The sequence below is a fragment of the Nostoc sp. NMS9 genome (genome assembly GCF_017114995.1).
GTDB lineage: Bacteria > Cyanobacteriota > Cyanobacteriia > Cyanobacteriales > Nostocaceae > Nostoc.
Genome location: NZ_JABXKL010000074.1, coordinates 183,469 through 207,078, shown reverse-complemented (window position 1 = coordinate 207,078; position 23,610 = coordinate 183,469). Strand labels below are relative to the sequence as shown.

Annotated in this window: 22 protein-coding genes and 2 pseudogenes; 10 read left to right on the top strand and 14 right to left on the bottom strand. The window is 42.2% G+C overall.

What is annotated here, in order from left to right; genetic code table 11:
* Positions 1-49: 49 nt before the first annotated feature.
* From HWQ40_RS23275 to pgmB, 5 genes are all read right to left on the bottom strand, one after another.
* On the bottom strand, positions 50-538 hold the full coding sequence (locus tag HWQ40_RS23275; RefSeq protein ID WP_292782352.1) for a DUF2243 domain-containing protein: 489 nt from the start codon (positions 536-538) through the stop codon (positions 50-52).
* A gap of 97 nt (positions 539-635) precedes the next feature.
* Complete coding sequence (locus HWQ40_RS23270) at positions 636-1,028, bottom strand: pentapeptide repeat-containing protein (protein ID WP_292782350.1); 393 nt, start codon at positions 1,026-1,028, stop codon at positions 636-638.
* 88 nt (positions 1,029-1,116) lie between these two features.
* A complete protein-coding gene (locus tag HWQ40_RS23265; RefSeq protein WP_292782348.1) occupies positions 1,117-1,554 on the bottom strand; it encodes an Rrf2 family transcriptional regulator in 438 nt (145 codons plus the stop codon).
* A 368-nt stretch (positions 1,555-1,922) separates the two neighbouring features.
* A complete protein-coding gene (locus HWQ40_RS23260; protein ID WP_292782345.1) occupies positions 1,923-3,272 on the bottom strand; it encodes an ATP-binding protein in 1,350 nt (449 codons plus the stop codon).
* 251 nt (positions 3,273-3,523) lie between these two features.
* Positions 3,524-6,526, bottom strand: coding sequence for a beta-phosphoglucomutase (pgmB, locus tag HWQ40_RS23255; protein ID WP_292782342.1), 3,003 nt, complete (start codon positions 6,524-6,526; stop codon positions 3,524-3,526).
* A 178-nt stretch (positions 6,527-6,704) separates the two neighbouring features.
* Between pgmB and HWQ40_RS23250 the strand changes: the two genes are divergently transcribed.
* Positions 6,705-6,881 (top strand): hypothetical protein, encoded by a 177-nt coding sequence (locus HWQ40_RS23250; protein WP_292782340.1) that lies wholly within the window; start codon positions 6,705-6,707, stop codon positions 6,879-6,881.
* Positions 6,882-6,937: 56 nt separating this feature from the next.
* Here HWQ40_RS23250 and HWQ40_RS23245 read toward each other — a convergent pair whose 3' ends face one another.
* The 6 genes and pseudogenes from HWQ40_RS23245 to HWQ40_RS23220 form a co-directional block, all read right to left on the bottom strand.
* Positions 6,938-9,349, bottom strand: a complete 2,412-nt coding sequence (locus tag HWQ40_RS23245; protein ID WP_292782338.1) for a sucrose synthase — start codon at positions 9,347-9,349, stop codon at positions 6,938-6,940.
* A 601-nt stretch (positions 9,350-9,950) separates the two neighbouring features.
* Positions 9,951-10,229: a hypothetical protein gene (locus HWQ40_RS23240; protein ID WP_366934024.1), complete on the bottom strand. Its 279-nt coding sequence runs from the start codon at positions 10,227-10,229 to the stop codon at positions 9,951-9,953.
* A 31-nt stretch (positions 10,230-10,260) separates the two neighbouring features.
* Positions 10,261-10,794 (bottom strand): histidine kinase dimerization/phospho-acceptor domain-containing protein, encoded by a 534-nt coding sequence (locus HWQ40_RS23235; RefSeq protein WP_292782432.1) that lies wholly within the window; start codon positions 10,792-10,794, stop codon positions 10,261-10,263.
* A gap of 30 nt (positions 10,795-10,824) precedes the next feature.
* Positions 10,825-11,061: pseudogene (locus tag HWQ40_RS23230) on the bottom strand (PAS domain-containing protein); the annotation flags it as partial.
* 12 nt (positions 11,062-11,073) lie between these two features.
* The gene (locus HWQ40_RS23225; protein ID WP_292782429.1) at positions 11,074-11,574 is read right to left on the bottom strand and encodes a PAS domain-containing protein; all 501 of its coding nucleotides are present in this window, start codon (positions 11,572-11,574) and stop codon (positions 11,074-11,076) included.
* Positions 11,569-12,402: pseudogene (locus HWQ40_RS23220) on the bottom strand (PAS domain S-box protein); the annotation flags it as partial. The pseudogene HWQ40_RS23220 and the gene HWQ40_RS23225, both read right to left, overlap by 6 nt.
* 582 nt (positions 12,403-12,984) lie before the next feature.
* On the opposite strand from HWQ40_RS23220, the gene HWQ40_RS23215 reads away from it, so the two are divergent.
* Entirely contained in the window at positions 12,985-13,236 is a 252-nt protein-coding gene (locus tag HWQ40_RS23215; RefSeq protein WP_292782336.1) for a hypothetical protein, read from the top strand.
* Positions 13,237-14,309: 1,073 nt separating this feature from the next.
* Here HWQ40_RS23215 and HWQ40_RS23210 read toward each other — a convergent pair.
* Positions 14,310-14,531, bottom strand: coding sequence for a DUF4327 family protein (locus HWQ40_RS23210; protein ID WP_292782333.1), 222 nt, complete (start codon positions 14,529-14,531; stop codon positions 14,310-14,312).
* A 735-nt stretch (positions 14,532-15,266) separates the two neighbouring features.
* Between HWQ40_RS23210 and HWQ40_RS23205 the strand changes: the two genes are divergently transcribed.
* Entirely contained in the window at positions 15,267-16,499 is a 1,233-nt protein-coding gene (locus HWQ40_RS23205) for a cysteine desulfurase-like protein (protein WP_292782331.1), read from the top strand.
* 166 nt (positions 16,500-16,665) lie between these two features.
* Here HWQ40_RS23205 and glp read toward each other — a convergent pair whose 3' ends face one another.
* Complete coding sequence (gene glp / locus HWQ40_RS23200) at positions 16,666-17,931, bottom strand: gephyrin-like molybdotransferase Glp (RefSeq protein ID WP_292782328.1); 1,266 nt, start codon at positions 17,929-17,931, stop codon at positions 16,666-16,668.
* Between the two features lie 23 nt (positions 17,932-17,954).
* The gene (locus HWQ40_RS23195; RefSeq protein WP_292782325.1) at positions 17,955-18,581 is read right to left on the bottom strand and encodes a hypothetical protein; all 627 of its coding nucleotides are present in this window, start codon (positions 18,579-18,581) and stop codon (positions 17,955-17,957) included.
* Positions 18,582-18,891: 310 nt separating this feature from the next.
* On the opposite strand from HWQ40_RS23195, the gene HWQ40_RS23190 reads away from it, so the two are divergent.
* The 7 genes from HWQ40_RS23190 (at position 18,892) to HWQ40_RS23160 (ending at position 23,602) form a co-directional block, all read left to right on the top strand.
* On the top strand, positions 18,892-19,449 hold the full coding sequence (locus HWQ40_RS23190; protein ID WP_292782323.1) for an RDD family protein: 558 nt from the start codon (positions 18,892-18,894) through the stop codon (positions 19,447-19,449).
* A gap of 43 nt (positions 19,450-19,492) precedes the next feature.
* The gene (rpmG, locus tag HWQ40_RS23185) at positions 19,493-19,687 is read left to right on the top strand and encodes a 50S ribosomal protein L33 (RefSeq protein ID WP_099100649.1); all 195 of its coding nucleotides are present in this window, start codon (positions 19,493-19,495) and stop codon (positions 19,685-19,687) included.
* A 5-nt stretch (positions 19,688-19,692) separates the two neighbouring features.
* On the top strand, positions 19,693-19,908 hold the full coding sequence (gene rpsR / locus HWQ40_RS23180) for a 30S ribosomal protein S18 (RefSeq protein WP_012411240.1): 216 nt from the start codon (positions 19,693-19,695) through the stop codon (positions 19,906-19,908).
* Positions 19,909-20,013: 105 nt separating this feature from the next.
* Positions 20,014-22,074 (top strand): ribonuclease catalytic domain-containing protein, encoded by a 2,061-nt coding sequence (locus HWQ40_RS23175; protein ID WP_292782320.1) that lies wholly within the window; start codon positions 20,014-20,016, stop codon positions 22,072-22,074.
* Between the two features lie 56 nt (positions 22,075-22,130).
* Positions 22,131-22,415 carry a type II toxin-antitoxin system ParD family antitoxin gene (locus tag HWQ40_RS23170; protein WP_292782318.1) on the top strand — a complete coding sequence of 95 codons (285 nt, stop codon included), beginning with the start codon at positions 22,131-22,133 and terminating at the stop codon, positions 22,413-22,415.
* Positions 22,415-22,720, top strand: a complete 306-nt coding sequence (locus tag HWQ40_RS23165; protein WP_292782316.1) for a type II toxin-antitoxin system RelE/ParE family toxin — start codon at positions 22,415-22,417, stop codon at positions 22,718-22,720. Before HWQ40_RS23170 ends, HWQ40_RS23165 begins: the two co-directional genes overlap by 1 nt.
* 39 nt (positions 22,721-22,759) lie before the next feature.
* Positions 22,760-23,602, top strand: a complete 843-nt coding sequence (locus tag HWQ40_RS23160) for a 2-isopropylmalate synthase (protein WP_292782314.1) — start codon at positions 22,760-22,762, stop codon at positions 23,600-23,602.
* Positions 23,603-23,610: the final 8 nt, after the last annotated feature.

Below are 23,610 nucleotides of genomic sequence, written 5' to 3'. Positions count from 1 at the left end.
CCTTGTCTACCTTGTCTCTTCCCCATGCCCAATGCCCAATGCCCAATGACTAATGACTAATGACTCTTGACTCTTTTTTTATCATTAGCCAGCCGATGAGAACAAGTAGGGCACCGAATGCCAGAAATCCTAGATCCCAAGCTAACTCATTTGGACCTGGTTTAACATGATGGACACCAAGAATTTGGTGGTCAATTAAACCTTCAACCAAGTCGAACAATCCACCACCAATCAGTATCGATCCAATAAAGGTCTGTGATGACCAAGGAACATCATTACGTCTTCCAGCACGCCATAGTAACACAAGTCCAGTCGCGGTGAATACCCAATCCAAGGTATGAAAGAACCCATCCCACACCATATTCAAATCTATATTCGCCCTGTTTGTCAGAGGTCGAATGTTACTGAGCATGTGATGCCACTGGAGGATTTGATGCAGTAAAATTCCATCAATAAACCCTCCAAGACCCACACCAAGAAAAATTCCAGCAGTGATTAGTGGTGCGTGTCGGTTGAGGGTTTCACTTTTTGCCTCCATTGTCAACCTCATAGATAGGCTTTTTTACCAAGATACAACTCTTTTGAGAGAAATATCTTCTATCTTGAGGCAAGTACGCTCGTTTAACTTAAATTAATCAATCTTCAAATTTAATCTGTATATCCGCTTTCGCTGGGTCGAAATCTTGGGGAAAATGGGTGTTGCGATCACAGTCTGCTTTTTCCAGGTTCGCTCCTTTGAGAGCGGCTTGACGAAGATTCGCTGACATCAATAATGCTCCCCTAAGATCGGCATCCTTCAGATTAGCTTGACTAAGAAAGGCATTGCTCAAATCAGTTCCCCTCAAATTAGCGCTACTCAGGTTAGCTTCACTCAGGTCAGCATAACTCAGGTCAGAACCTTTCAAGTTAATACCTTGCAAATCAGCATTACCCAGTTCTGCTTTACTAAAGTTCCGTTTCCCTGCTGCATAACTTTCCACGAGAGTAGGGGCACTATTTATAGGCTGTTGAAAATTGACTTCAGGCATATAACAGCGTCACAGGTTGTCTCGTTATTACTTTCACGTATCCTTTTTAATTACGAATTACGAATTAGTAATTATTTGGCCATCCTTGTTAAATGTAATACATTAATTCCTTCTGTTGTCGGATCGATCTTCGTTCACAAAGGTCTTGGAGTGTATATTTTTCTAAAACGGAGTTAGCAGCCTGACGTGCTTCCTGCCAAACTTCCTGAATTAGCTCACCTTCTACCGTGTTGGGAGTCGGCTCACAAGGAGAGACAACAATATCTGTCCCTTCCATGCAGCTAAAAGCATCCAACACTGTGATTTTTCCGGGATCTCGTGCCAGAACATAGCCACCTTTGGCTCCGCGTATACTCTTAATTAAACCTCCACGTCTTAATGTTGCCAGGAGTTGTTCTAAATAGCGGTTCGGGATGTCTTGCAATGCCGCTATTTCTCGAATTTGTAGGGCTTCACCGTTAGGGTAGCAGGTTGCCAACTCTAACAGGGCTAGAAGTGCGTATTCTGATTTGTTAGAGATTACCACAGGCGTAATATTTTAAGCTCATATTTTTTTAAAGATACAAAGTGTTTGAGTTCGTTTCCCTAAGCTACTGCGAAGAAAAACTTTACAATCAACCTATTGTTGACCGACTTACTCCACTTTAAAGACCTTCTAGCATACAAGCAACTACTTTTTTTTTTAAATTCGATAAATAAAAGTGATTGATTAGAGTACAGTCTTCCTAAAGGAAAACTGACTTAAAAGTTTAAACTGTCTAGTTTTCAATCAAATTACAGTGATTATTGCATCAACCAAAAGCCCTTACCCTAAATCCTTCTTCCAAGCTTGGGGGAGGAACTTTGAAATTTGAATATCAAATGGGAGCGCAGCAAAATTCTGAGTGCAAGCCGCTATGCATGGAAATTTATTGAAAATGGCAGAATGACTTTAAAGGTAGTTCCCGCACCGATCGCACTTTCGACTGTAATCTCGCCGCCGTGTAAATCTACAGCTTGCTTGACGATGGACATCCCTAATCCCATTCCTGGGATATTGGCTGTATTATTGGCGCGATGGAAGGGTTCAAAGATGTGTTCAATGTCAGAAGCGGGAATGCCAATACCAGAGTCTTGAGTCTGGAATATAGCTTGCTCGTTGGCAGTGGTTACAGAAAACCTAACTGTACTACCAATGGGAGAGTATTTTAGACAATTCGAGAATAAATTACTTAAGATTTGCCGTAATAGTTTGGCGTCTAAATTAGCTGGTGTACATTGGCACTCACTGCTAAAAACGATCGCATGTTGTGAGCGATCGCTCTGTTGTAATTCTTCTAATAAATCGCGGCAAAATTCCACTAAATTTATGGGTGTTGGGTTAAACTCTAACTTGCCTGTTTCATCCTGACTTACCACCAATACATCATTCAACAACTGGGTTATGTGCATCACTGATGTTTGAATGCGACGTAGATGGGTCTGTTGTCGCTCTTCGCTCCAGAGGTGGCGATAATATTCTAGTAGTTCCGCAGAAGAGTGGATGGTAGCCAAAGGAGTACGAAACTCATGGGAGGTGATGGTAAGCAAGCGGGATTTAAGTTCGCTAAACTGCCTTTCTTTAGCAAGCGCTTGTCGCATCGCCTCTTCTGCCCATTGCAGCTTGGCTTGGGTTCGCTTGCTTTCGCTAATATCCCGCAATAGCCAGCGCAGACCAACTAACTCACTATATTGATTACGGATAGCAACCACCTTAACCGCAGCCATAATAGGTGTTTTATCACGCGGTCGCAGGTTTACTTCCCACTCTTGCATTTTCCAGTCTGGGAATTGGGCGCGATCGCGCAGATGAGTTAGTTTCAAATGAAAAGCAATTCTTTCTTTCTCAAGTACAAAAATCCCTATGGATTTGCCCAACAACAAACTTTTAGAAATGTTAAGCAGAGTGGTGGCGGCTGAGTTAGCTTCCTGAATTATTCCTTTTGTATCAGTCACAAAATAAGCGTCTGGTACTTCCTCAAATAGTTCTTGGTAGCGCTGACCTTCTGCTACCAAAGCCTGTTGAGTATTGGATAATTCTTCATTCTGCTGCTTTAAATCTTCATTTACTAGTTGCAGTTCTTCCAAAGCTAGGTAAACTTCTTTGAATACTGCGTTGACGAGTTCAATATCTGCTTGTGCTTTTTGCTGTTCACTCTGGCGTTGCAAGAGGGCGACGCGCTTACGCATATTCTCTATCTGCAAAGCTAAATCGTCCAAATTCACGCTCTTGCTCCTAATTTTTAAAGTTGGGTTTTATTTTAGATTCCCTACTTGGACGATTTTAGCTTTTGGAGTTTAGCAGTTATCAGTAATTTCAGTGTAGTTTTAGGTAATTTTAGTTCTTTGGGGTGATTAGGACTGAATACAGCAGAATTCAGAAGTAAAACACTCTTTCTACCTGGCTTTAAGACGAATCGTTGTGTACTTCACCTTCCTTCAAATCTGCTGTAAGTAATCAAGCGCTTCTCATTTGTTCACTGTTTTTGTCTGGAAATGTTACTCAATTGCTCTCGTAGGTCTGCCCATTTAATACCTGCTAGGCTGGGTAAAACAATATGAGCGGCTCCAACTCGTTCAACAGGGCCGAGTCCTACTGCCCACATACCAGCGGCTAGAGCGGCTTCAACACCTGCTGCGGCATCTTCTACAACCACAGATTGCCCTGGTTCGATTCCTAGCTGCTTGGCTGCGTACAGAAATAGGTCGGGTGCTGGCTTGGGTTCTTGGACACTGTAACCGTCTGCGATCGCATCTACTTTGTCGGCAATCCCCAATCGCTCTAGCACTGTGCGAGCATTTTTACTCGCTGAACCAATACCGATCTTAATATCAGCTTGCCGCAGTTCATCCAACAAGGCGATCGCACCTGGCAATAAATCCTGGGGTGTCATATTTTGGATAAATTCCACATAGTAGCGATTTTTACGCTCCATCATCTCCTCGATTTGTGCTTCCGAATACGGCCTATCCGCAATAATTAGCATCAGGGAAGCACGACGAGATACACCCCGCAACGCTTCGTTAGCCTCCCGATTAAACGGTATACCCTCTTCATCTGCTAGCTTTTTCCAAGCTAGATAATGAAGTTCTGCTGTATCTGTTAACACACCATCTAAATCGAAGATGAATCCTTGGATGTTGGGTATTGGGGATTGGGCATCGGGCATAAGAGGCAGAGGAGCAAAGGAGCGGAGGGGCGGAGGGGAAAAACTTACTGCAACTTCTCCCCTGCTCCCCTGCTCCCCTGCTCCCCTGCTCCCCTGCTCCCCTGTCCCCACTCCCTCATGCAGATCGAAGTCGTGCCATTTCCCGCGCCAGTGCAGTTTAAACTTTAGGCGCGTCCAGCCAGGGGGAAGATGGGGATTGGCTACGGGGCCATTTTCGGTTAGCTGGATGCCACCGAATCCAAAAATTACAGCTTGCCAAATGCCACCTGCACTAGCACCGTGAATTCCATCGTTGGTATTACCTCGGTTATCTTCAAGATCAACCATTAAGGCTCGCATAAACTGTTCGTAAGCTTCGGTTGATTTGCCCAAGTCTGAAGCTAAGATGGCCTGAACTGATGGGCCAAGGGACGAACCATAAGTAATATCAGTCCGGGGTGCGTAGTAGTCCCAGTTTGTCTGCAATGCTTTTTCGTTATAGGGAAAATCTGCTGATTCCCGCATTAAATATAGGAGCATTAATACGTCTGGCTGCTTGAGTACTTGACATTTGTTGGTTTTATCAATACCCAAGATCGCTTGCATGGAGCGATCGCGTGGTTCATAATCTGCTAAGTTGATATCTTCCGATTGGAAAAATCCCTCGAACTGCTCGATTAGTTCTGTTGATGGGTCATAGAGAAACAAGATTTTAGCGACGATCTCTTGCCAGTGCGATCGCTCCTCTGGGGTCAGCTTTAAATTCTGTTCTAGTTCGGTGGCTCGTTCGGGAAACTTGTGAGCCAACCAATCATAAATTGTGATCGCTTTTTCTAGATGCCATTGCGCCATCCGGTTTGTAAAGGCGTTGTTGTGGACGAATTCATGGTATTCATCTGCTCCGATTACTCCCCGAATTTCATACCGTTCGCGCTCAGGATTGAATTCGACTCGACTACCCCAAAAGATCGCGGCATCTAAGATAATCTCTGCGCCGCATTTTTGCATCCAGTCATCATCACCGGTGGCTTGCCAGTAGTTCCAGACTGCGTAGGGGATATCTGCATTGATATGAATTTCACGATCGCGGCACCAAATCCGCACGTCTTCACCATAAAAATCACTGCCGATGGCCCAACGTGGTGTCACTTCATCTCCGGTATCAGCACTTTCCCACGCAAACATTGCCCCTTTATACCCGTAATGGGCTGCCTTGCGTCTAGCTCCTGGTAAGGTGTGCCAACGGTAACTGAGTAAATTGCGGGCGATCGCTGGTTGGGTAAACAGAAACAAGGGCTGCATAAAAATTTCTGTATCCCAAAAGATATGACCGCGATAGCCAAACCCAGAAAGGGTTTTAGCAGGAATGCTCACCTTGTCATCATGCCGTGGTGCAGCAATCAGCAGTTGAAACAGATTGTAGCGAACAGCAAAAGTAGCTGTGCTATCCCCTTCAATGAGGATGTCACTTCGCTGCCAAACCTCATCCCACGCCTGCTGATTGGCTTTTAGTAATGTTGCGTAGTCTGGCAGGTGGACGAGTTTTTCTTGAGCAGCTGGCACTGGTGTGTCAATTTCCCGTGAGGTAAAAACTGTCACGATTTTTTCTACCGTCACGGTCTGTTGCACTTTAGCTAAAAAGCTCGTACTTAAGGTCGGATAACCAGGTGCAGTATTGACTTGCAAAGATGCTTCACTGCCTAATATTGTCACCTTAGCTGCCATACCGAGTTCAATTCGGGAACTGCGGGTGCGGCGTTGCAACCAGATTCCTTGGTCGATTTTGCCCTGATCTAGTCCTTCCCAGTGATTAAAACCCTGATTTTCTGGATAGCCGTTGATACTAGCTTGAATTTCGATTAACCCTTCAAAATCTACTGGGGTTATATGGCAGCGTAACGCTAGCACATGCGGATCTGCAAGACTAGCAAAGCGTTCAAAGCTGATGTCTATGGTATTCCCACTGGGAGAGCGCCAACGCACGGCCCGGATCAGTAGTCCTTGGCGTAAATCAAGTTGGCGATCGTAGCGCAATATCTCACCTTGATCGAGACGGAAGCGATCGCCATTTACAATCACTATCAAGGGTAGCCAGTCAGGGCAATTTACCAGTTCAGTGTATACCACAGGTACATCATCGTAGACACCGTGGATAAAAGTAGCTGGCAATGCATGAGGATAACCTTCTTCAAAACTGCCTCTTGTTCCCAGGTATCCATTGCCGATTGTAAAGACGGTTTCTTTGGAGTGCAATTGCTCAGGATCAAACTGGGTTTCGATTAATATCCAGTCTGTGTAGATAAAATGGCGAGAATGACCTTTTGTTTGCATAAGTTGGCGAGTAGAGATTTTGAGTCTTTGAGCTAGATGAACGAGTATCTGAGGTGGATGAATCCAGTTCCGAGGTGGATGAACGGAGTTCCGAGGTGGATGAACGGAGTTTCAAGGTGGATGAATCCAGTTCCAAGGTGGATGAACGGAGTTCCAAGGTTATGAACTGAGTTCCAAGGTGTATGAACTGAGTTCCGAGGTGGATGAACCGAGTTCCAAGGTGGATGAACCGAGTTCCAAGGTGTATGAACTGAGTTCCAAGGTGGATGAACGGAGTTCCGAGGTGGATGAACGGAGTTCTGAGGTGAATGAATCCAGTTCCGAGGTGGATGAACGGAGTTCTGAGGTCGGATGAATCCAGTTTTAACTCTCCCCTGCTCCCCTGCTCCCCACTCCCCACTCCCCACTTCCTCATCCCCCCTTATGCTTTTCCAAAATCTTTTCGACTCTGGGTTTATAAATGAGATGAAATAAGGTTTCCATGTAGCGATCTCTGGCTTCGTTATTTTCGGGAGCAACAAAGTTCCAAAAACTAAACATTTTAGCAAGCAATAGTAATTGAGTGCTATGTAAATGCCAATTATATTTGTGATGAATTCGCTGACTCATCCATTCTGAAATTTCTTGCCAGTATTCAGCATGAGTATCACATTTATCAAGAAAGTCTAAAATTTTCGTTGCTGTTCCTTCTAAATCTGTAGGATTAACATGAAATCGGTTTTCTTGGCTCTGGATAATTTCTAAAGAACCGCCAAATTGAGTAGCAAAAGTTGGCAAACCAGAAATCATAGCTTCCAAAATACTGCGACCGAAGGATTCAAAACGGGCAAAATGGACATAAATTCCCTGAGAATCGGCAATAACTCGGTAGGCTTCGCCGATGTCGCTGCTAGAGATACGCATTCCCACCCAACGAATCTTGCCATCGAGATGATATTGATCGATAATGTCATGGAGTTTTTGAATTTCTTCTGCCTCTTCTGGATTTGTAGCTTCATGTAAATGCAGTTTAGTGGTTAAGAGAATCAAGTTGCAACGCTCTTGCAACGCCTGACTTTTACCAAAACATTCAGCTAAACCAGTGAAATTTTTGATTGAATTTATGGTATCAAGGGCAAATATTGGTCGCTTATAGGGGCGGTCTAAATGACCAAGGATTTGTGGATCTTCGCGGTTAAATAGTAAGTCGTGAACTTGTGTGCAAAGGTTAGAATCTCGGTTTTCTTGTTGGCTGTAGGGAAAGAAAATATTTTCATTTACTCCCGGCGGTACTAAGTTAAATTTAGGACTAAACAAATCAATTCCATCAACCACGTGATACAACTGCGGCATCGTAAACCACTTGTACGACTCATATTGACCTATAGTGTCGGGCGTGCCGACAATTTCTTGATAGGACGAGGTGATGATAAAGTCGGCTGCATTCATGCTAATCAAATCAGCGGTGAATTGTGCTGAGAAATGATATTTATCTTCTAAATCTTGCCAATATAAATTGCTAAATAGATATTTAGGTTTTTCCAAAGAATGGGCAATGTTACACTGGGTGACTTTCATTCGGCGGGATAGCAGAAAGGCCACTAAGTTACCATCGCTGTAATTGCCAATGATGAGACTAGGTTTGCCTTTGAATTGAGCTAGTAATTCTCTTTCTGCATCTATCGCAAATTGTTCTAAATAAGGCCAAATGTCAAATTTAGAAATCCAATTATTCGTAATTTCTGGATTGAATTCACCAAAAGGAACGCGCAATATCCAAGCATTTTCAGTATCTTGGACTTTTTCTAAGGGCAGGTTACAAAATGTGCCTTCACAGTTAGGAATTAATCGAGTCAGAATAATCACATGGGGTTTAATACCTAGCTGGTCGAGTCCAGCGAGTTTGATTTGTTCGCGCAGTTCGTTTTCTAAGCTGCGAGCTTGTTCGAGGACGTAGATAACTTGACCGAGTGTTTCATCTCTTCCCAAAACATCCTCCTGTCCCACCCAGCCGTGGATGGAGATGAGGACGACGCGAAAGACGGCGGGGACGCGGGCTACAAATGTTTCTAAGATGCCAGGTTCTGGGGAGTAAATAAGTCGATCGAGAAGTTCTAAAGTTTCAGAGACTCGCGCCGCAGTGTTACCCCAACCCGGCTCAAAGCCGAGTTCTTGGAGGTCAAAGCTAAATTTTTCATAAGGTTCATCAGGCGATCGCTCGCTCAGAAATTTGAGCGCTAGCTTAATTTGTTTGGCTAACTGAATACCGGAAGGAATGCGATCGCTCAACAATAGGCGAATACCATTGCATTGCAGCCCATGTAACGCTTGAAATAACATTTCTACCCAATATTGGGGGTCAGTCAACAATTGATTGCACAGATAACGGTTGAGGAAGGCTAAACCTTGACCTATATTTCTAGCATCGTCGATTCTTGGAGAACTCTCATAGAAGGGGTGGAGGTCGATTTCGAGGATATGGGGTTGGTAGCGGTTGACTAGACGATCTCTCACATCTAACAGTGCTTGAGGCGTCATCTGCTCGAACCTGCTAAAATCGGCTGTCAGTTGCCAAACTTCTTGATTCGCAATCCTCGGTCGAATCACAAACCATGTACTTTCCTCTTCGAGAATTATTTCGTGGGTGTATTGTATTAGTTTGCCAACAGAAGAAGAGTAGTAAAAATAGGCTGGCTTTTGGGATTGATGACAGTAGTCGGCAAAAGCTTGCAAAATCTCATTTCTTAGGAAGTAATGCTTACCTGAAGTACTCAACGCATAAATCAACTGATGTAGAGCAGTTTTTTCATCACCGTTGGAGAGAGCTTGAACTAGTTCATACATGATGACGAATTCCAGAAATTTAGCTAGGTAACAACCTCATTTTTCTTTCCAGTTTTCGGTTTGATGAGGTATATTCCCCAAATGATCATAAATTACTATAATAATCTTTGCGTCTAGCTCTGGGATGAAAGGCTGTGAGAACTTCAAATCTATGGGATGAGGAACTAGAGCAAGGTAGACATGGGAGAATTATTGAACAAGTTTCTTTCTCAATCAGGTATAAAACACTATTCTCGATTAAGTACTAAAGCAAAATTGGAGCGATCGCTACTAGAACATCACGCCATAATTAACAATTAAAAATTAAAAATTAATTTACAATAAATTAAATCCAGCAATTTTTAGCAGAATCCAATCTAAATGTGAGCAGATTAAAATCTGTTTACTACTTTATCATCTAAAACTGTGAGTTGATATAGCGCTTATCGTTTGCGTGAGGTACATCCGTAGGGGCACGGCAGTGCCCCTACACCCCGCGATATAATGTTGTACCGCATCTAAATGGGAACCGCTATAACTATATAAAAATACCATTTTATTTCTGAAAAAATCCGTTAATTCCCTATTCCCTATCTCTACGAGTAATTGAAAAACTCAAATACTAGTCTGATATCAAGCCTAAATTAATAATTTTTTGTAGTGCTTTTTCAAAGCCTATACCCTGTTGAAGAGCGATATGCAAAAATACTATTGCAGCTGAACGAATTAAATTATCACAATATATCAGAGTCGGTTTGGGTAATTCAGTGATAGTCTGATATATCTGGAGCGTACTTTGATGATTAATGTCTTCACATTTAGTTGGGAAATTAAGATAATACAATCCCAAAAGCTCAGTCTTTTCCTGTTCATTCGCGAGTATGCCTGTTTCGTCAGCCAAACGTAGATTCACTACAGACTTATAACCCTCATCAGCTATTTGTTGCAGCTATTCCGTTATCAGCAACGGTAATCACAATATAATGCCCAACCTTGGCATCAAGATTCATTCTGGTATAAGCTTCATCAATAAACTTATTTTCCACAGAAATATTGATATTGCCACCATCTGGTAAAGCATCGCGGGCATTTACTAACAGATTCATTAACACTTGATGTAGTTGTGTAGTATCCCCAGCGATCGCGCAAATGTCTTCTGGGATGACGGTGAAAAATTCAATAGATTTGGGAAATGTCTGTTTAGCAATTTGGATAATTTCTGAAATCAGATACTGGACTTGGATAATTGTCGGCTCTCCTTTATATCCTCGCGCAAAGGATAAGACCTGCTTCACTAAAGCTGCTCCGCGTTTGGCGTTGCTTTCTATAAGTGTCAGCAATTGCCCAGAACGCTCCTCGTCTTGGAAAAATTTTCCCTGTAATAATTGAGCCGCTGCCAAAATTGGTGTCAATATATTGTTCAAGTCGTGAGCAATACCACCTGCAAGAGTACCAAGGCTTTCCAATCGCTGGGTGCGAAAAAACTGCTCTTCGAGTTGTTTCTTTTGGGTGATGTCAGTGTCAACAGTCAGGATGGATCTGGGTTCTCCCGCAGAATCACGCATCAATGTCCAACGGCTTTCCACAATAATTTTCTGACCGGATTTTGTAACTTTATGTAACTCACCTTGCCACGAGCCACTCTCAATTACGCTTTTTAGTGGTTCTTTCAATTGCTGCTGAGTTCCATCTGGGTATAAAATCTCGTGGAGGTCTTTTCCCATAACCTCTGTAGAAAGCCAACCCTACATCCGCTCTGCACCTTGATTCCAGAATAAGATTTGAGACTGGAAATCTCGAACTAATATGGCGTCGGTAGCGATATCAAGTAGAGCGGCTTGTTCGGAGATTTTTTGTTCCGCTAGCTTGCGCTCAGTGATATCCCTATTTGTACCGATGAGCCGGATCGGCTGACCGATTTCGTTATAGTAGACCTGACCTTTGCAGTTTAACCAGTGTAGGCTGCCGTCGGGCCAGACAATTCGATATTCTGTAGATCCCTTTCCTTCCTCAATCATACGAGCTATACTCGCAGCTACAGATTCGCGGTCTGCTGGATGGATTAAATTGAAATAGTCTTCAAAGGTTGGACACAAGGTATTGCTTGGCAGACCATAAAGTAGCTCCATATTGGCAGACCAAATACAAGTATTGGCAATCAGGTTCCGATCCCATATACCTATTTGGACAGCTTCGGTAGCTAAACTCAATCGCGCTTCACTTTCTTGGAGTGACTCTTCAGCCAGCTTGCGTTCAGTGATATCTTCAGAAATGCCACCATAGTAGTTAACTTTTCCTTGGTCGTCATAGACAGCAAAGCCCCGATTCCAAATCCAGCGGATCGATCCATCAGGTCGCAAAATCCGATATTCTGCTGAAATGGATTGACTACCACTAAGCAGTTGCTTGATTGATTAGGTGGCGCGATCGCGATCGTCTGGATGAACTGCGTCTACCCAAGATTTTGGCTGCTCAAATAGACGTTGGGAAGATCGACCCCAAATCTTCTCATAAGCAGGACTAATATACAAAGGGTAGAATGAATCTGCGCTAGCAATCCAGATCATTGCGTGGGTATTTTCGGAAAAAGTGCGAAATTTCTCTTCACTTTGGCGTAGTGCTGCTTCGGCAAGTTGGCGGTCGTGTAGCGCGGCTTGCTGTTCGGTAATATCTCTGCCTACCTGTTGTATTTCAACAACCTCTCCTTTGTCATTAGGAATTGCGATCGCATTCCATTGAAAGTAGCGGATACCCTTGACTGTCAATGCACATCTTTCACAATTAGTCAAGGGATAGTATGAAGTTGCTAAAGCTGTGATACTTTCCATCACTTGAGGCAAGTCATCTGGATGAAGAAGCTGGAAAAATGACTGACCACGAAACTCATCTTGTTTCCAGCCAAAGGTTTGACAAGCTGCCACATTAGCAAAGGTAATCTGCCCCTGCAAATCAATGCGGATAATTATGTCAGTTTGGCTTTCCACGAGTTGGCGATAGAGGTTTTCGCTCTGCCGTAATGCAGCTTCTGCGCTTTGGCATTCAATAATTTCTTGTTGCAACAAGACGTTAGACATCACAAGTTCTGCTGTCCGTTCCGTCACTCGTTGTTCTAACTCCTCGTAAGCTTGGTGCAGTTTTTCTTTCACAACCTGGAGTTCTTCGAGGGCTTTCTGAAGTTCCTGATTAACTTGCATCATTTGCATTTGAGCCGATTGTGCCTCAACCGATAATTTTAAGTTATTTTGACTTTGGCTGCGGACTTGCTCTATCTCAATTGGCTGAATATTTTCTGACTTACAAAACTATCAGGGCTAATCGATCGTAGAGAATGATTAATAACATAATTTAAGCTTGCTAATTTAAGCAGTTGCTCGTTGAACCTTATGGTTAATTTGTAAATTATAGTGATCTTCCTGAAATTTCTCTGAAGATAATTTGAGGATTTTCTGAAAAACCACTAAATCAGCCTGAAAGTATTACTTAAAAAATATGTATAAGTTTTGCCAAAATATTAAGTATTTTAACTATCCTCACAAGTTCCTCATATTTAAAGACTATAGTCAAAATATAGACAGTTTCTTTTAAATATCTACGGGCTTATCAAGTAGCTGCCCTGAATTGCAACAACACTTTTATAAACAGGATTTGAGAAAAATATGAATTACTGCCCTTGCTGCTCAAGTTTACTTTTAGAACATATACGCGGTGCAGAGACTTACTGGTTTTGTCGCCACTGCTGGCAGGAAATGCCTATTTATAATTGCAACGAATCGAGTTCATTCGCTGATGTTGTCATGGGAAAACTACCTAGAAAGCCTCAAAAAGAAAAACGTAGGAATACTATTGTTCACGCAAGCCAATGGCAATCGATTACCGAATGGATTGGGCTAGAGGAGTTATCTACCTAATCCAATTTACTGGAATCGATTAGTCTAATTATTTTTCTTGATTTCAGTAATTAATTGCTCAAGAATGTGAGACTGTAGCCTAAGCATCAGGTATTAACTGACACATTTATAAAAAGAAGACAGAAAAATTTCTCAAACCCACAGCCAAAGAGGTGAGGTTGCTTCTGAGGTTAGGCTATGTCTGACTGGAGGTAGCAACCCCTAACTAACCATTCCCATGCATAGTAGGCGAACGAGAGGACAATGATAATACCATTTCTTTGTGAGGCTGCGCCAAACCCTCTTAACTTCTTCTTTCTTTCTTTGTGTCCAACTCTTACGAGACGCTGCGCGAATGCGGTTCGTTTTTCTTTCTTGTACTTAAATATGGTTTAGCCCATCTTCATACAGAATTGGTATAAGTTTGTAGGACAACTCTAAAAAACTTGTGTGTACACCGTAGCTCGGTGTCAATAATTCTTGTTGGGATAAAGAAGGGAGAAAAAGGGTTTGAGTCTTGTTTACTTTTTTTCACACAGCTTGTTTTTATTGTGTAAACTTGCTTAACAGAGAATTATTACTACGCTAGCGATGGTTCTCTTACAGGGTTTTGCAAATATATGAGGTACACGCCTCTTCAACCCTCCCCTTACCAAGCAGGGCTGTTTCATTCCATTTAAAACAGGATTTGTCAAGATGGTTAGCAAGAAAATTGTAAGTAAGGGTGACGATGAGATGAACATTTAAGCACTTAAATACCAGTAAAATAGTTCATTATCTCAGCACGCTGGTAACAAAATAACCAATTTTTAATTGCTAGAACCCTTGATTTTTAAAGCTCTTTGGGGAATGAAACAGTCCTGCTTTCCAAGGGGAGGGTGCGCGATAGGCGGGTGGGGTATTTCTTATACCTCACCAAGTTGAAATCTGCTGTATCTTTTCAAACCTAAGCCATCGATCAAGATTTATTGCTTACTTTAATAATCTTTTGCTTATAGCCCCCGATTAATTCGAGAGCTTTTAATTTTGAAAAATGAATTTGTAATTTTGATTTTATTGGGATGCAGCTAATAGTGGTTTAGCTTCATGCAGCCTCAATCATCTTCCCAAGATTCGTGATTCAGTAAATCGATAATTCTATCTCTGAGTAGAAATTCATTTTTTTCTAACTCAAGTTCAAAATTAACCCAGTCACGATGAGGAATATATTTACAGAGGGTATAAATTGGCTGCTGACGGTTAACAAGTCTCTTTTTAACAAGTTGAAGTGCTTCTTGCTTGATAACCTTGATGTCATATTTAACCGTAGTGTTCATAAGTCGTTCCTTTATTTTCAATCAAGGAATTAAGACTCAAAACAATAGTTGCTTTGACTCTACCTTAAACTTATCAAAGAAAATTGGCGAGAATTGTGAAGAATCAAGACATTAATAGTTGCTGAAAGTTAAATACAGGAGATTTCAACTTCTTTACGAACGCGAACAGCGTGTTGGAGACAGAGGCTACGCCAACATGAGATACAGAAATACCCGACCACTTTCCCCTTGTAAGGGTTGCCACTACGTTGGTCAGCCCGACTGACTTGTTCGCTCTTAGCCTTCTTGCTATAAAAGCAAAGCAAGTGGAGTGAGGTTTGGGGAGGGGTGTAACTTGTATAGTTACAAATAATAAAATAGTCTTTATGGGTTTAAGTATACCCTCTTTAGATAGGTTCTTGTAGAAGACATCTCCAGAAATTAAATAATATACATTATCTAGAACCCTTGTAGAGACATCGCACTGCTACATCTTTTTCACCAGATATCTAGAGCAAGAAGGCTGGCACAGCAAGCTGCAAACATCAAAAGAGAATATAGATGTTCTCTAGGCGACTTATCAGAAGGTAGGCTAGGGTAAAGAACATTCGACTTCTTGCATAAATCAAAAAAAGAACCCCACTCCGCCTTTGACTTACGTCAAATTCTCCCCTCCCCGCCTGTGGTGAAGGGTTGGGGATGGGGTATTAGGGGACTTTTGCAAAAGGTCTATTCTCTAGAAAACTTACTTATACTATGATCCTGAATCTTGATAAAGTTCGTGAATATTTTCCTGCTCTAGCTGGTGAATGGACTTTTTTTGATAATGCTGGTGGGTCACAAACCTTGAAAAAAGTAGTAGATAGAATTAGCCAATTTCTTCTAAGTTCTGATGTCCAGTTAGGAGCCTCTTATACGATTTCTCAACTTGCTGGAGAACGATTGGCTTTAGCAACTAAGGGAATGGCTACTTTCATTAATGCTAATTCTTCTAAAGAAGTGGTTATGGGCCCATCTACTACAATGATGTTGAAAGTTCTCTCAATGTCTCTGGGTCAAACCTTTACACCTGGTGATGAGGTTATTGTTACTAATTGTGACCATGAGGCTAATATTGGTGCTTGGGTCGCTCTTGAAAAACAAGGAATGAAGGTTAAAGTGTGGCAAGTTCGCCCAGATACTTTGGAACTTCATTTAGCAGATTTAGAACCATTGATGAGTCAGCGCACAAAACTGGTAGCCTTGACTCATGCTTCTAATGTTCTGGGAACCATCAACCCAATCAAAGAAATTGCTGCATTTGTACATGATCGCAATGCAATGATTTGTATAGATGGTGTAGCTTATGCACCTCACAGATTAGTTGATGTCCAAGATTTAGATGTTGATTTCTATACTTTGAGTTTTTATAAAGTCTATGGGCCGCATCATGCCTTACTTTATGGTAAAGAAGAACATTTATTAAGATTGCCTGGTCTTAATCATTATTTTATTACACAGACAGATATACCTTATAAATTTCAGTTAGGGAATGTCAATTTTGAATTAAGTTATGGAATGTTAGGTTTATGTGATTATTTAAGTGAATTAGCACAATTGCACTACGGGGATGAAACTGCACCTGATTTGAGAAATCAAATGGTACAAGCATTTGATTTAATTAGCATACATGAAGAAAAGATTAGCGATCGCCTCCTAAATTACCTTAACAATAAGCCTAATGTGCGAGTCATTGGTCAATCAAAAGCTGACCGTCAAACCCGTGTGCCAACTATATCTTTTGTCGTCGATGGAATAAATAGCTCAACTATTCCGGCAAAAATTGACCAAAATTATATTGGGATTCGCTATGGGGACTTTTATGCTAGACGGCTCATTGAATACTTGGGGTTAGCATCCCAAGGTGGAATAGTTCGGGTGAGTATGGTGCATTACAACACCCTTGAGGAGGTTAACAGCCTAATTGAGGCTTTTGAGCAGATATTTTAAGATTGGGCATTGGGCATTGGGCATTGGGCATTGGGCATTGGGCATGGAGAAGAGACAAGGGAGAGACTTGTTCAATAATTCCTCCTTGTCCCCTTGTCTCCTTGTCTCCTTGTCTCCTTGTCTCCTTGTCTCCTTGTCTCCTTGTCTCCTCACTCCCTACTCCCCATTACCCGTTACTAAGCTGCAAAACTTGCACTTCTTCTTGTGGAGAAATAAATGTTTCACCCACTGGGAGAACACCTAAGGCATTGGTTTGAGCTAAATTAATTAAATTGCCAGAACTGTGACTACCTCCAGCTTTGTGAAATTCATAAACACCATTAATTAAATGCAATTTACCCCAAAGGTAAGTTTCACGTTTGCCATCTGATCGCAATTCATCATGCGATCGCACTTTCAAAAATACTGGTTCCCAACCTTCAGTAATTCCCGAAAGTTTCTTGATTGCTGGTAGCACAAACCGCCAAAATGTCACCAACACAGAAGCAGGGTTTCCTGGTAAACCAAAGTATAGTGCTGAGTAGGGAGAGACGCGATTAATCGCATTTGTACTGGGGAAGGTGGCGACAGTGAGGGGTTTTCCTGGCCTTATCTGTACAGCCCGAATGTGGATTTTTGCTCTTAGTGACTCTAAAATTTTGTCAACATAGTCATAATCTCCCACTGAGACACCACCAGAAGAGAGAACTATATCAGCGATCGCAATGGCGTGGTTAATAACTTTCTCCAGAGCAACTGGATCGTCTTTCACAATGCCTAAAATTAACGGTTCTGCGCCACTTTGTCTCACCAAAGCTGCCAGTGCATACTGATTAGAATCCACAATTTGCCCTGGTTGTAACGGTTGCTCAACTGTCACCAACTCATCACCAGTGGAAAAAATTGCCACACGCGGACGACGATAAACACTTAATTGCGGACACTGTGCTGCTGCTAATACGGCAATTTCTGAGGCATTTAACTTAATTCCTGCTGGTAGTAGTTGTGTTCTAGCTTGATAAAAAGATGCTTTATGTCTGACAAATTCTTGCGGTTTTGGCGCATCTAGGATAAATACGCGGTTTTCCTCGCGGCGTGTCTTCTCTTGCATGACTATAGTATCTGCACCTGCTGGGATCACCGCACCTGTAAAAATTCGTGCAGCTTGCCTTGGTTGAATCGTAGACTTGGGCTGATACCCAGCCGGAATCTCTTCAACAATTTCTAAAATAGCTGGTTGTTCGGTGCTAGAGTGCTGTACATCTTCGTAACGAACTGCGTAGCCATCCATTGCCGAATTATCCCAATGGGGAAAATCTAGCGGACTGGTGACAGGTGTTGCCAAAATGCGACTATCTGCTGTCAATAAATCTACAACTTCTGTATCCCGTTGACAATCCAACGGCTGCACCAAATTTAAAATAATTGCTTGTGCATCGCTGACTGATAACATAGCGATCGCCTCCAACTTTTCTTTTATTCTTGGGTAGCTTTGTCTAGATTTCTATAAGCGGTAAATCCCAAACTACACACTGCTAGTAAACCGATAATTATGCTTCCTTCAGGGACTTTGGATACCTGAACCGAATTGTTGCTTAAATCTAGTATTTGCTTTGTGCCTGCTGCATTTCTGTTATACAAACCAAATTCTTTAGCTACAACTTCATCACTCGAATCTTCATCTATGAGTGCGAGATTATTATTAAGCCATGTGTCACCAGCAAGATCATTATCCTTGCCAACATCAAAGGGGCCAAAGATTTGCTCTTTAGTGCTATCAAAGTTGAATCTCAAATAGCTGTAGTTAGATATACCACTAAGTACGGGAGTGAAACTATTTATGAGATTACTCAAGGGATCAAAGAAGGAAATTGAGAGAGATTGCAAGTTCTTCGTAGCTCTCAAGCCTGTTTCAGAAATGACGCTGGGAGCAGTTGATGTATCGTAGTTAAATGAACCTTTAGCTGAATAACCTGTGTCTCCTTTCCAGTTAAAGTTGAACTCAGCAGCATGAGCTAGGTCGTTAGTGGTTATGGCGATCGCTAAGGCTAAAGCAGTAGTCGTCACCAGACTAATAGCTGTTCTAGTAAATAGATGTGTCATCAATGCAACCCCGAAATTAATTAAAATTAAGTTTCTACAACAATACAATACAGATGTACAACCCTGCTGTGTGTTGCATCCATGACGTGTAACGGCTACTCTGTGAGATGCTTACTAAGTATCAGCAGAGTATCAAAACTGCCATAAAAGCTTAATCCTATTTTTGAGTTATGCAGTTGTTAGTTGCACAAATTTTTGTTAACTGGTTTTTGTTCTTTTCTAGCGCAGCAACTAGCCGAGTCATCATCTTAATATTAAAAACAGGAGCGATCACTATTTCCTAACCCCTAAATAAAAATACTTGTTTTGTATGACAATCGAACGAGTTCCCCAAAAACACTATCCCAAGGCTGAGATTGGGCGACGAGGTATGGCATTGGGACTTGATTTCCTTGGTGTCTGGTTAATCAGTTCTCTACTGGGAGGCAGCGATATCGGGATTCAATTTGTTGAAATCTTAGTTTTTGTAATACTTTGGCTGGTTTTGCGGGTGCTAGTGGTATACAACAATCAAGGGCAAAGTTTAGGGCGTTGGGCGTTCGATTTAAAGGTGTTGTCAGTCGAAGATGGAGAAGTAGTGGGCAGAATTCCAGATTTGCTCTCACTAATGAAGCGAGAAGCGATTATCGGCTTGGGTGCTTTATTAGTGTCAATTGCCCTGAGCAATATTAGAGCCAATCCCACTGCTATACTGCTAGTAATTCCCCTAGCAATTGATTGCGGGACTGCCTTCTCTGATACCCAGATGCGGCAGGCTTTACACGATCGCTATTGTGGAACTTTCATCGTTTCGTCGCGTCGTGGCTACTCGCTCGATATAAAAATTAAAAGATTAGTTGAAAATATGCGGCGGAATGTGAGAAGATAGTCATTTGTGTTAATTCTCTTCAGGCTTCACTGTTTGTAAGATTATGGCTAAGAGTAAAGGTGCCCGCATTATTATCACACTAGAGTGTACTGAGTGCCGGACAAATCCAGATAAGCGTTCTGCTGGTGTTACACGTTATACCAGTACCAAGAATCGCCGCAACACCACTAACAGGCTAGAACTGAAAAAGTTCTGCACCCACTGCAACAAACATACCGTTCACAAGGAAATTAAGTAAAAAAGATGAGTTATTTCCGTCGTCGCCTTTCTCCGATCAAGCCAGGAGAACCAATCGATTATAAAGATGTTGATTTATTGCGTAAGTTTGTCACCGAGCGGGGAAAGATACTGCCACGTCGGATTACTGGACTTACATCTCAGCAACAGCGAGAGTTGACATTAGCAATTAAACGTTCGCGGATTGTGGCTTTGTTGCCATTTATCAATGCGGAAGGCTAAAAAGAGTTATGAGTGATGAGTCATGAGTTAAGAATTAAAACTCCTAACTCCTAACTCCTAACTTAAAACTATTTAAACTGTTCACCAAATTAGAGTGCGAGAGTTGTGGAGAAGGGGACGCTAGTTGAATTTAGGGTTCAAGGCGATCGCCGTCTGGGCATCGTAGAACGTCCAGACGGAAAAACCCGCTGGTTTGTGGTAGACGAACGTGGTCAATCCCACAGCCTCGCGCCTAGACAAATAACCTATACAGTTACCGGACAGACTTACAAAGCTTCTGAGATTGCCAGCTTTTTGGAGCAGATCAAGCCTTATTTAGACCCATCTAGTTTAGAAGTGGCTTGGGAATTACTGGTTGAAGATGGCGAAACAGTTACCCCAGACCAAATGGCGAATCTGCTATTTTCAGAATCAGCCGCACCTCCTTGTTATGCCGCCTATTGCTTGTTATCAGACGACAAACTTTATTTCAAGCAGAAAGGAGACGCTTACGAGCCGAGAACTGCTGCTCAAGTGGCAGAACGCAAGCACCAACTGGAAGTAGAGGCACTAAAAGCTAAAGGACAGCAGGAATTTTTAACTCGTGTAGAGCAAGCACTCAAAGGTGAAGCAGTAGAGTGGCAGCGCCACGATCGCCAGCGCTTAGAAGGACTAGAAAAATATGCAGCGCTAATAGCTGACACCGTGCGGACGGGAGTTAATTATGACTCCTTGGCTCGTGCTTATCCGCCTAGTGCTGCGGTATTAGAAACTATGACCATGCTGGGACGACCCACAACACCCCAAGGAGCCTTTCAACTATTGGTGGATTTGGGTTGCTGGAGTCCTTATGAAAACTTGTTCCTGCGTCGTTCTTCAATTCCAATTCAATTTCCTCATAAGGTATTAGAAGTGGCGCAACAGCGTTTGGATTTCCCGCCGATTGACTCAGATACAAACCGCCTTGATCTGACTCACCTGAAGGTTTACACCATTGATGATGAAACTACCACGGAGATCGACGATGGTCTAAGTTGGGAAGTACTCCCCGATGGACGGGAACGCTTGTGGGTGCATATCGCCGATCCTACTAGATGGTTAGTACCGGAAGATGAATTAGATTTGGAAGCCAGAAAGCGCGGTAGTACAGTCTATTTACCGACGGGAATGATTCCCATGTTTCCAGAAGTGTTGGCAACTGGGCCAATGAGTCTGATCCAGGGAAAGGTTTGTTGCGCCCTCAGTTTCGGGATTATTTTAGGTACAACTGGGGCAGTAGAAGATTACAGCATTCATACCAGCTTCATTAAGCCGACTTATCGCCTCACCTACGAAGATGTAGATGAAATGCTGCAATTACGGGTACAGGCAGAACCGGAAATTGCAGCGATCGCAACTTGGGCACAGCGGCGTAAAGCTTGGCGTTACGCCCAAGGGGCAATTAGCATCACCATGCCCGAAGCGACAATCAAAGTCAAAGGTGAGGAGATCTACATTGATATTTTGGACGATTCCCCATCACGGCAACTGGTAGCAGAAATGATGATTGTTGCCGGTGAAGTTGCGGCTCGTTATGGTAAAACTCATAACATACCTTTGCCCTTTCGCGGTCAACCGCAACCAGAATTACCTCCAGATGAGGAATTGCTTCTACTTCCAGCCGGATTCGTTCGCGCTTGCGCTATGCGTCGTTGTATGCCCAAGAGTGAAATGAGCATTACGCCGCTGCGCCATGCAGGTTTGGGTTTAGATACCTACACCCAAGCAACCTCTCCCATCCGCCGCTACAGTGACTTACTCACCCACTTCCAACTGAAAGCCCATTTGCGGGGTGAAGTTCTACCATTTTCCGCAGATCAACTTAAAGAAGTGATGATGACTGTCACCAGCATCACCCAAGAGGTGACGATGGTGGAACGACAAACTAATAGATATTATGCTCTAGAGTATTTACGCCGTCATCCAGAGGAAACTTGGGATGTGACAGTGTTGATGTGGTTGCGAGAAGACAGCAACTTAGCCCTAATTTTGTTAGAAGATTTGGGCTTGCAGTTGCCAATGGTTTTCAAACGTTCTGTGAACTTGGGCGAACAGATAGTGGTGAAAGTTAGCCACGCCGATCCACAAAAAGATATGATCCAGTTTCAAGAAATAATTTATCAAGAAGCCCAAACAGCGGCGAATTAACTTTGCTCCAACTCCTTTCGGTTAGGATATAGAGTAAATGGAATGAGGTAATAATTGTGAATGTATCTTTGACCCCAGAACTGGAGCAGTTGGTTAAGGATAAGGTTAATAGTGGTCGATACCACTCAGTGAGTGAGGTGATGGGTGAAGCATTGAGATTGCTAGATGAACGTGATCGCCTTCAAGAAAAACGTTTAGCAGAATTGAAAGCTAAAATCCAAGTTGGTATTGACGAACTCGAACGTGGTGAAGGAATTGATGGTGAAGAGGTATTTGCGGAAATAGAGGAAGATATTCGACGCGCCCAAGCCCAAATGCAACAAGCTGAGGCTGCTAAATAATGAGTAGGTGTATTTTAGCGCCTTCAGCTAGATTAGATTTGAAAGAAATTAGCAGCTATATTGCCCGCTTTAATCCTGATGCGGCTGGAAGACTCAACGAGAAAATTAAACAGCAGTGTAAATTGTTGGCTGATTTTCCTAATATGGGGCAAAGTTGCGATAATTTTGGCAGTGGTTTACGGAGTTTCCCGATAGAAGATTACTTGATATTTTATCGTCCCATTGATGGCGGTGTAGAAGTTGCACGTATTGTCAGTGGTTATCGGGATTTAGAGACAGTTTTCTTAAGTGAGGATATTCCTTAATATTGCATTTAACAAAAGCGATCGCTATCTCTAGCCAATATGTCAGGAAATAATCACAAAGTAATTATTTTTGATACCACCATGCGTGATGGAGAATTGACGCCTGGTGTAAAGATGAATTTACAACAAAAAATCACTATCTCTCAATTACTCGAAGAAATGGGAGTAGATATTATTGAAGTTGGTTATCCAGCAAGTTCTCAAAAAGATTTTGATGAAGTCTTTAATATTTCTAAAATAATTAAAAATTCTACTATTTGTGGGCTAGCTAGTTCCAATTCAAATGAAATAATCACTCTTGCTGAAGCAATTAAACCAGCAATCAGAGGTAGAATTCACACTTATACTCCGGTAAATCTTAAAAATCAGTCTAAATTAACCAAAGAAGAAGTATTAGAAACAATCAAAGAGAGTGTTTCTCTAGCACGCAATTACTGTGATGATGTAGAATGGAGCGCTTTTGATGCTCCCAGAAGTGAGCCAGATTTTTTGTGTAAATCTATTGAAACTGCAATCAAAAGTGGTGCTACTACTGTTAGCATTCCTGATAGCTTAGGTTTGGCATCGCTAGAAGAGTTTTCGCAACTTCTACAAATGATTTTTAATCGAGTACCAAATATTGATCGAGTTGTCGTTTCAGTACACTGTCATGATGATTTGGGTATGGCGGTAGATAATTCACTCATTGCTTTAAGTTGTGGCGTGAGACAAATTGAATGTGCAATTAATGGTTTGGGTGCGAGGAAAGGTAACGCAGATTTCAGTAAAGTTGTGATGGAGATTTTAAAACAGGGGAATTATCAACTTGAGATTAACACTTCGCTAATGAGTAAAGCCGCAGAGTTAATTTTTCAAATCACTGGGATGGGAAAGGCAAAATAGCTAATACA

What these genes read in the sequence shown, in the direction of transcription:
- HWQ40_RS23165 (WP_292782316.1), top strand. Translation starts at nt 22,415, where the DNA reads ATGAGTAGGTGTATTTTAGCGCCTTCAGCTAGATTAGATTTGAAAGAA.
- rpsR (WP_012411240.1), top strand. Translation starts at nt 19,693, where the DNA reads ATGAGTTATTTCCGTCGTCGCCTTTCTCCGATCAAGCCAGGAGAACCA.
- rpmG (WP_099100649.1), top strand. Translation starts at nt 19,493, where the DNA reads ATGGCTAAGAGTAAAGGTGCCCGCATTATTATCACACTAGAGTGTACT.
- HWQ40_RS23160 (WP_292782314.1), top strand. Translation starts at nt 22,760, where the DNA reads ATGTCAGGAAATAATCACAAAGTAATTATTTTTGATACCACCATGCGT.
- glp (WP_292782328.1), bottom strand. Translation starts at nt 17,931, where the DNA reads ATGTTATCAGTCAGCGATGCACAAGCAATTATTTTAAATTTGGTGCAG.
- HWQ40_RS23195 (WP_292782325.1), bottom strand. Translation starts at nt 18,581, where the DNA reads ATGACACATCTATTTACTAGAACAGCTATTAGTCTGGTGACGACTACT.
- HWQ40_RS23190 (WP_292782323.1), top strand. Translation starts at nt 18,892, where the DNA reads ATGACAATCGAACGAGTTCCCCAAAAACACTATCCCAAGGCTGAGATT.
- HWQ40_RS23245 (WP_292782338.1), bottom strand. Translation starts at nt 9,349, where the DNA reads ATGTATGAACTAGTTCAAGCTCTCTCCAACGGTGATGAAAAAACTGCT.
- HWQ40_RS23210 (WP_292782333.1), bottom strand. Translation starts at nt 14,531, where the DNA reads ATGAACACTACGGTTAAATATGACATCAAGGTTATCAAGCAAGAAGCA.
- HWQ40_RS23215 (WP_292782336.1), top strand. Translation starts at nt 12,985, where the DNA reads ATGAATTACTGCCCTTGCTGCTCAAGTTTACTTTTAGAACATATACGC.
- HWQ40_RS23275 (WP_292782352.1), bottom strand. Translation starts at nt 538, where the DNA reads ATGGAGGCAAAAAGTGAAACCCTCAACCGACACGCACCACTAATCACT.
- HWQ40_RS23270 (WP_292782350.1), bottom strand. Translation starts at nt 1,028, where the DNA reads ATGCCTGAAGTCAATTTTCAACAGCCTATAAATAGTGCCCCTACTCTC.
- pgmB (WP_292782342.1), bottom strand. Translation starts at nt 6,526, where the DNA reads ATGCAAACAAAAGGTCATTCTCGCCATTTTATCTACACAGACTGGATA.
- HWQ40_RS23205 (WP_292782331.1), top strand. Translation starts at nt 15,267, where the DNA reads ATGATCCTGAATCTTGATAAAGTTCGTGAATATTTTCCTGCTCTAGCT.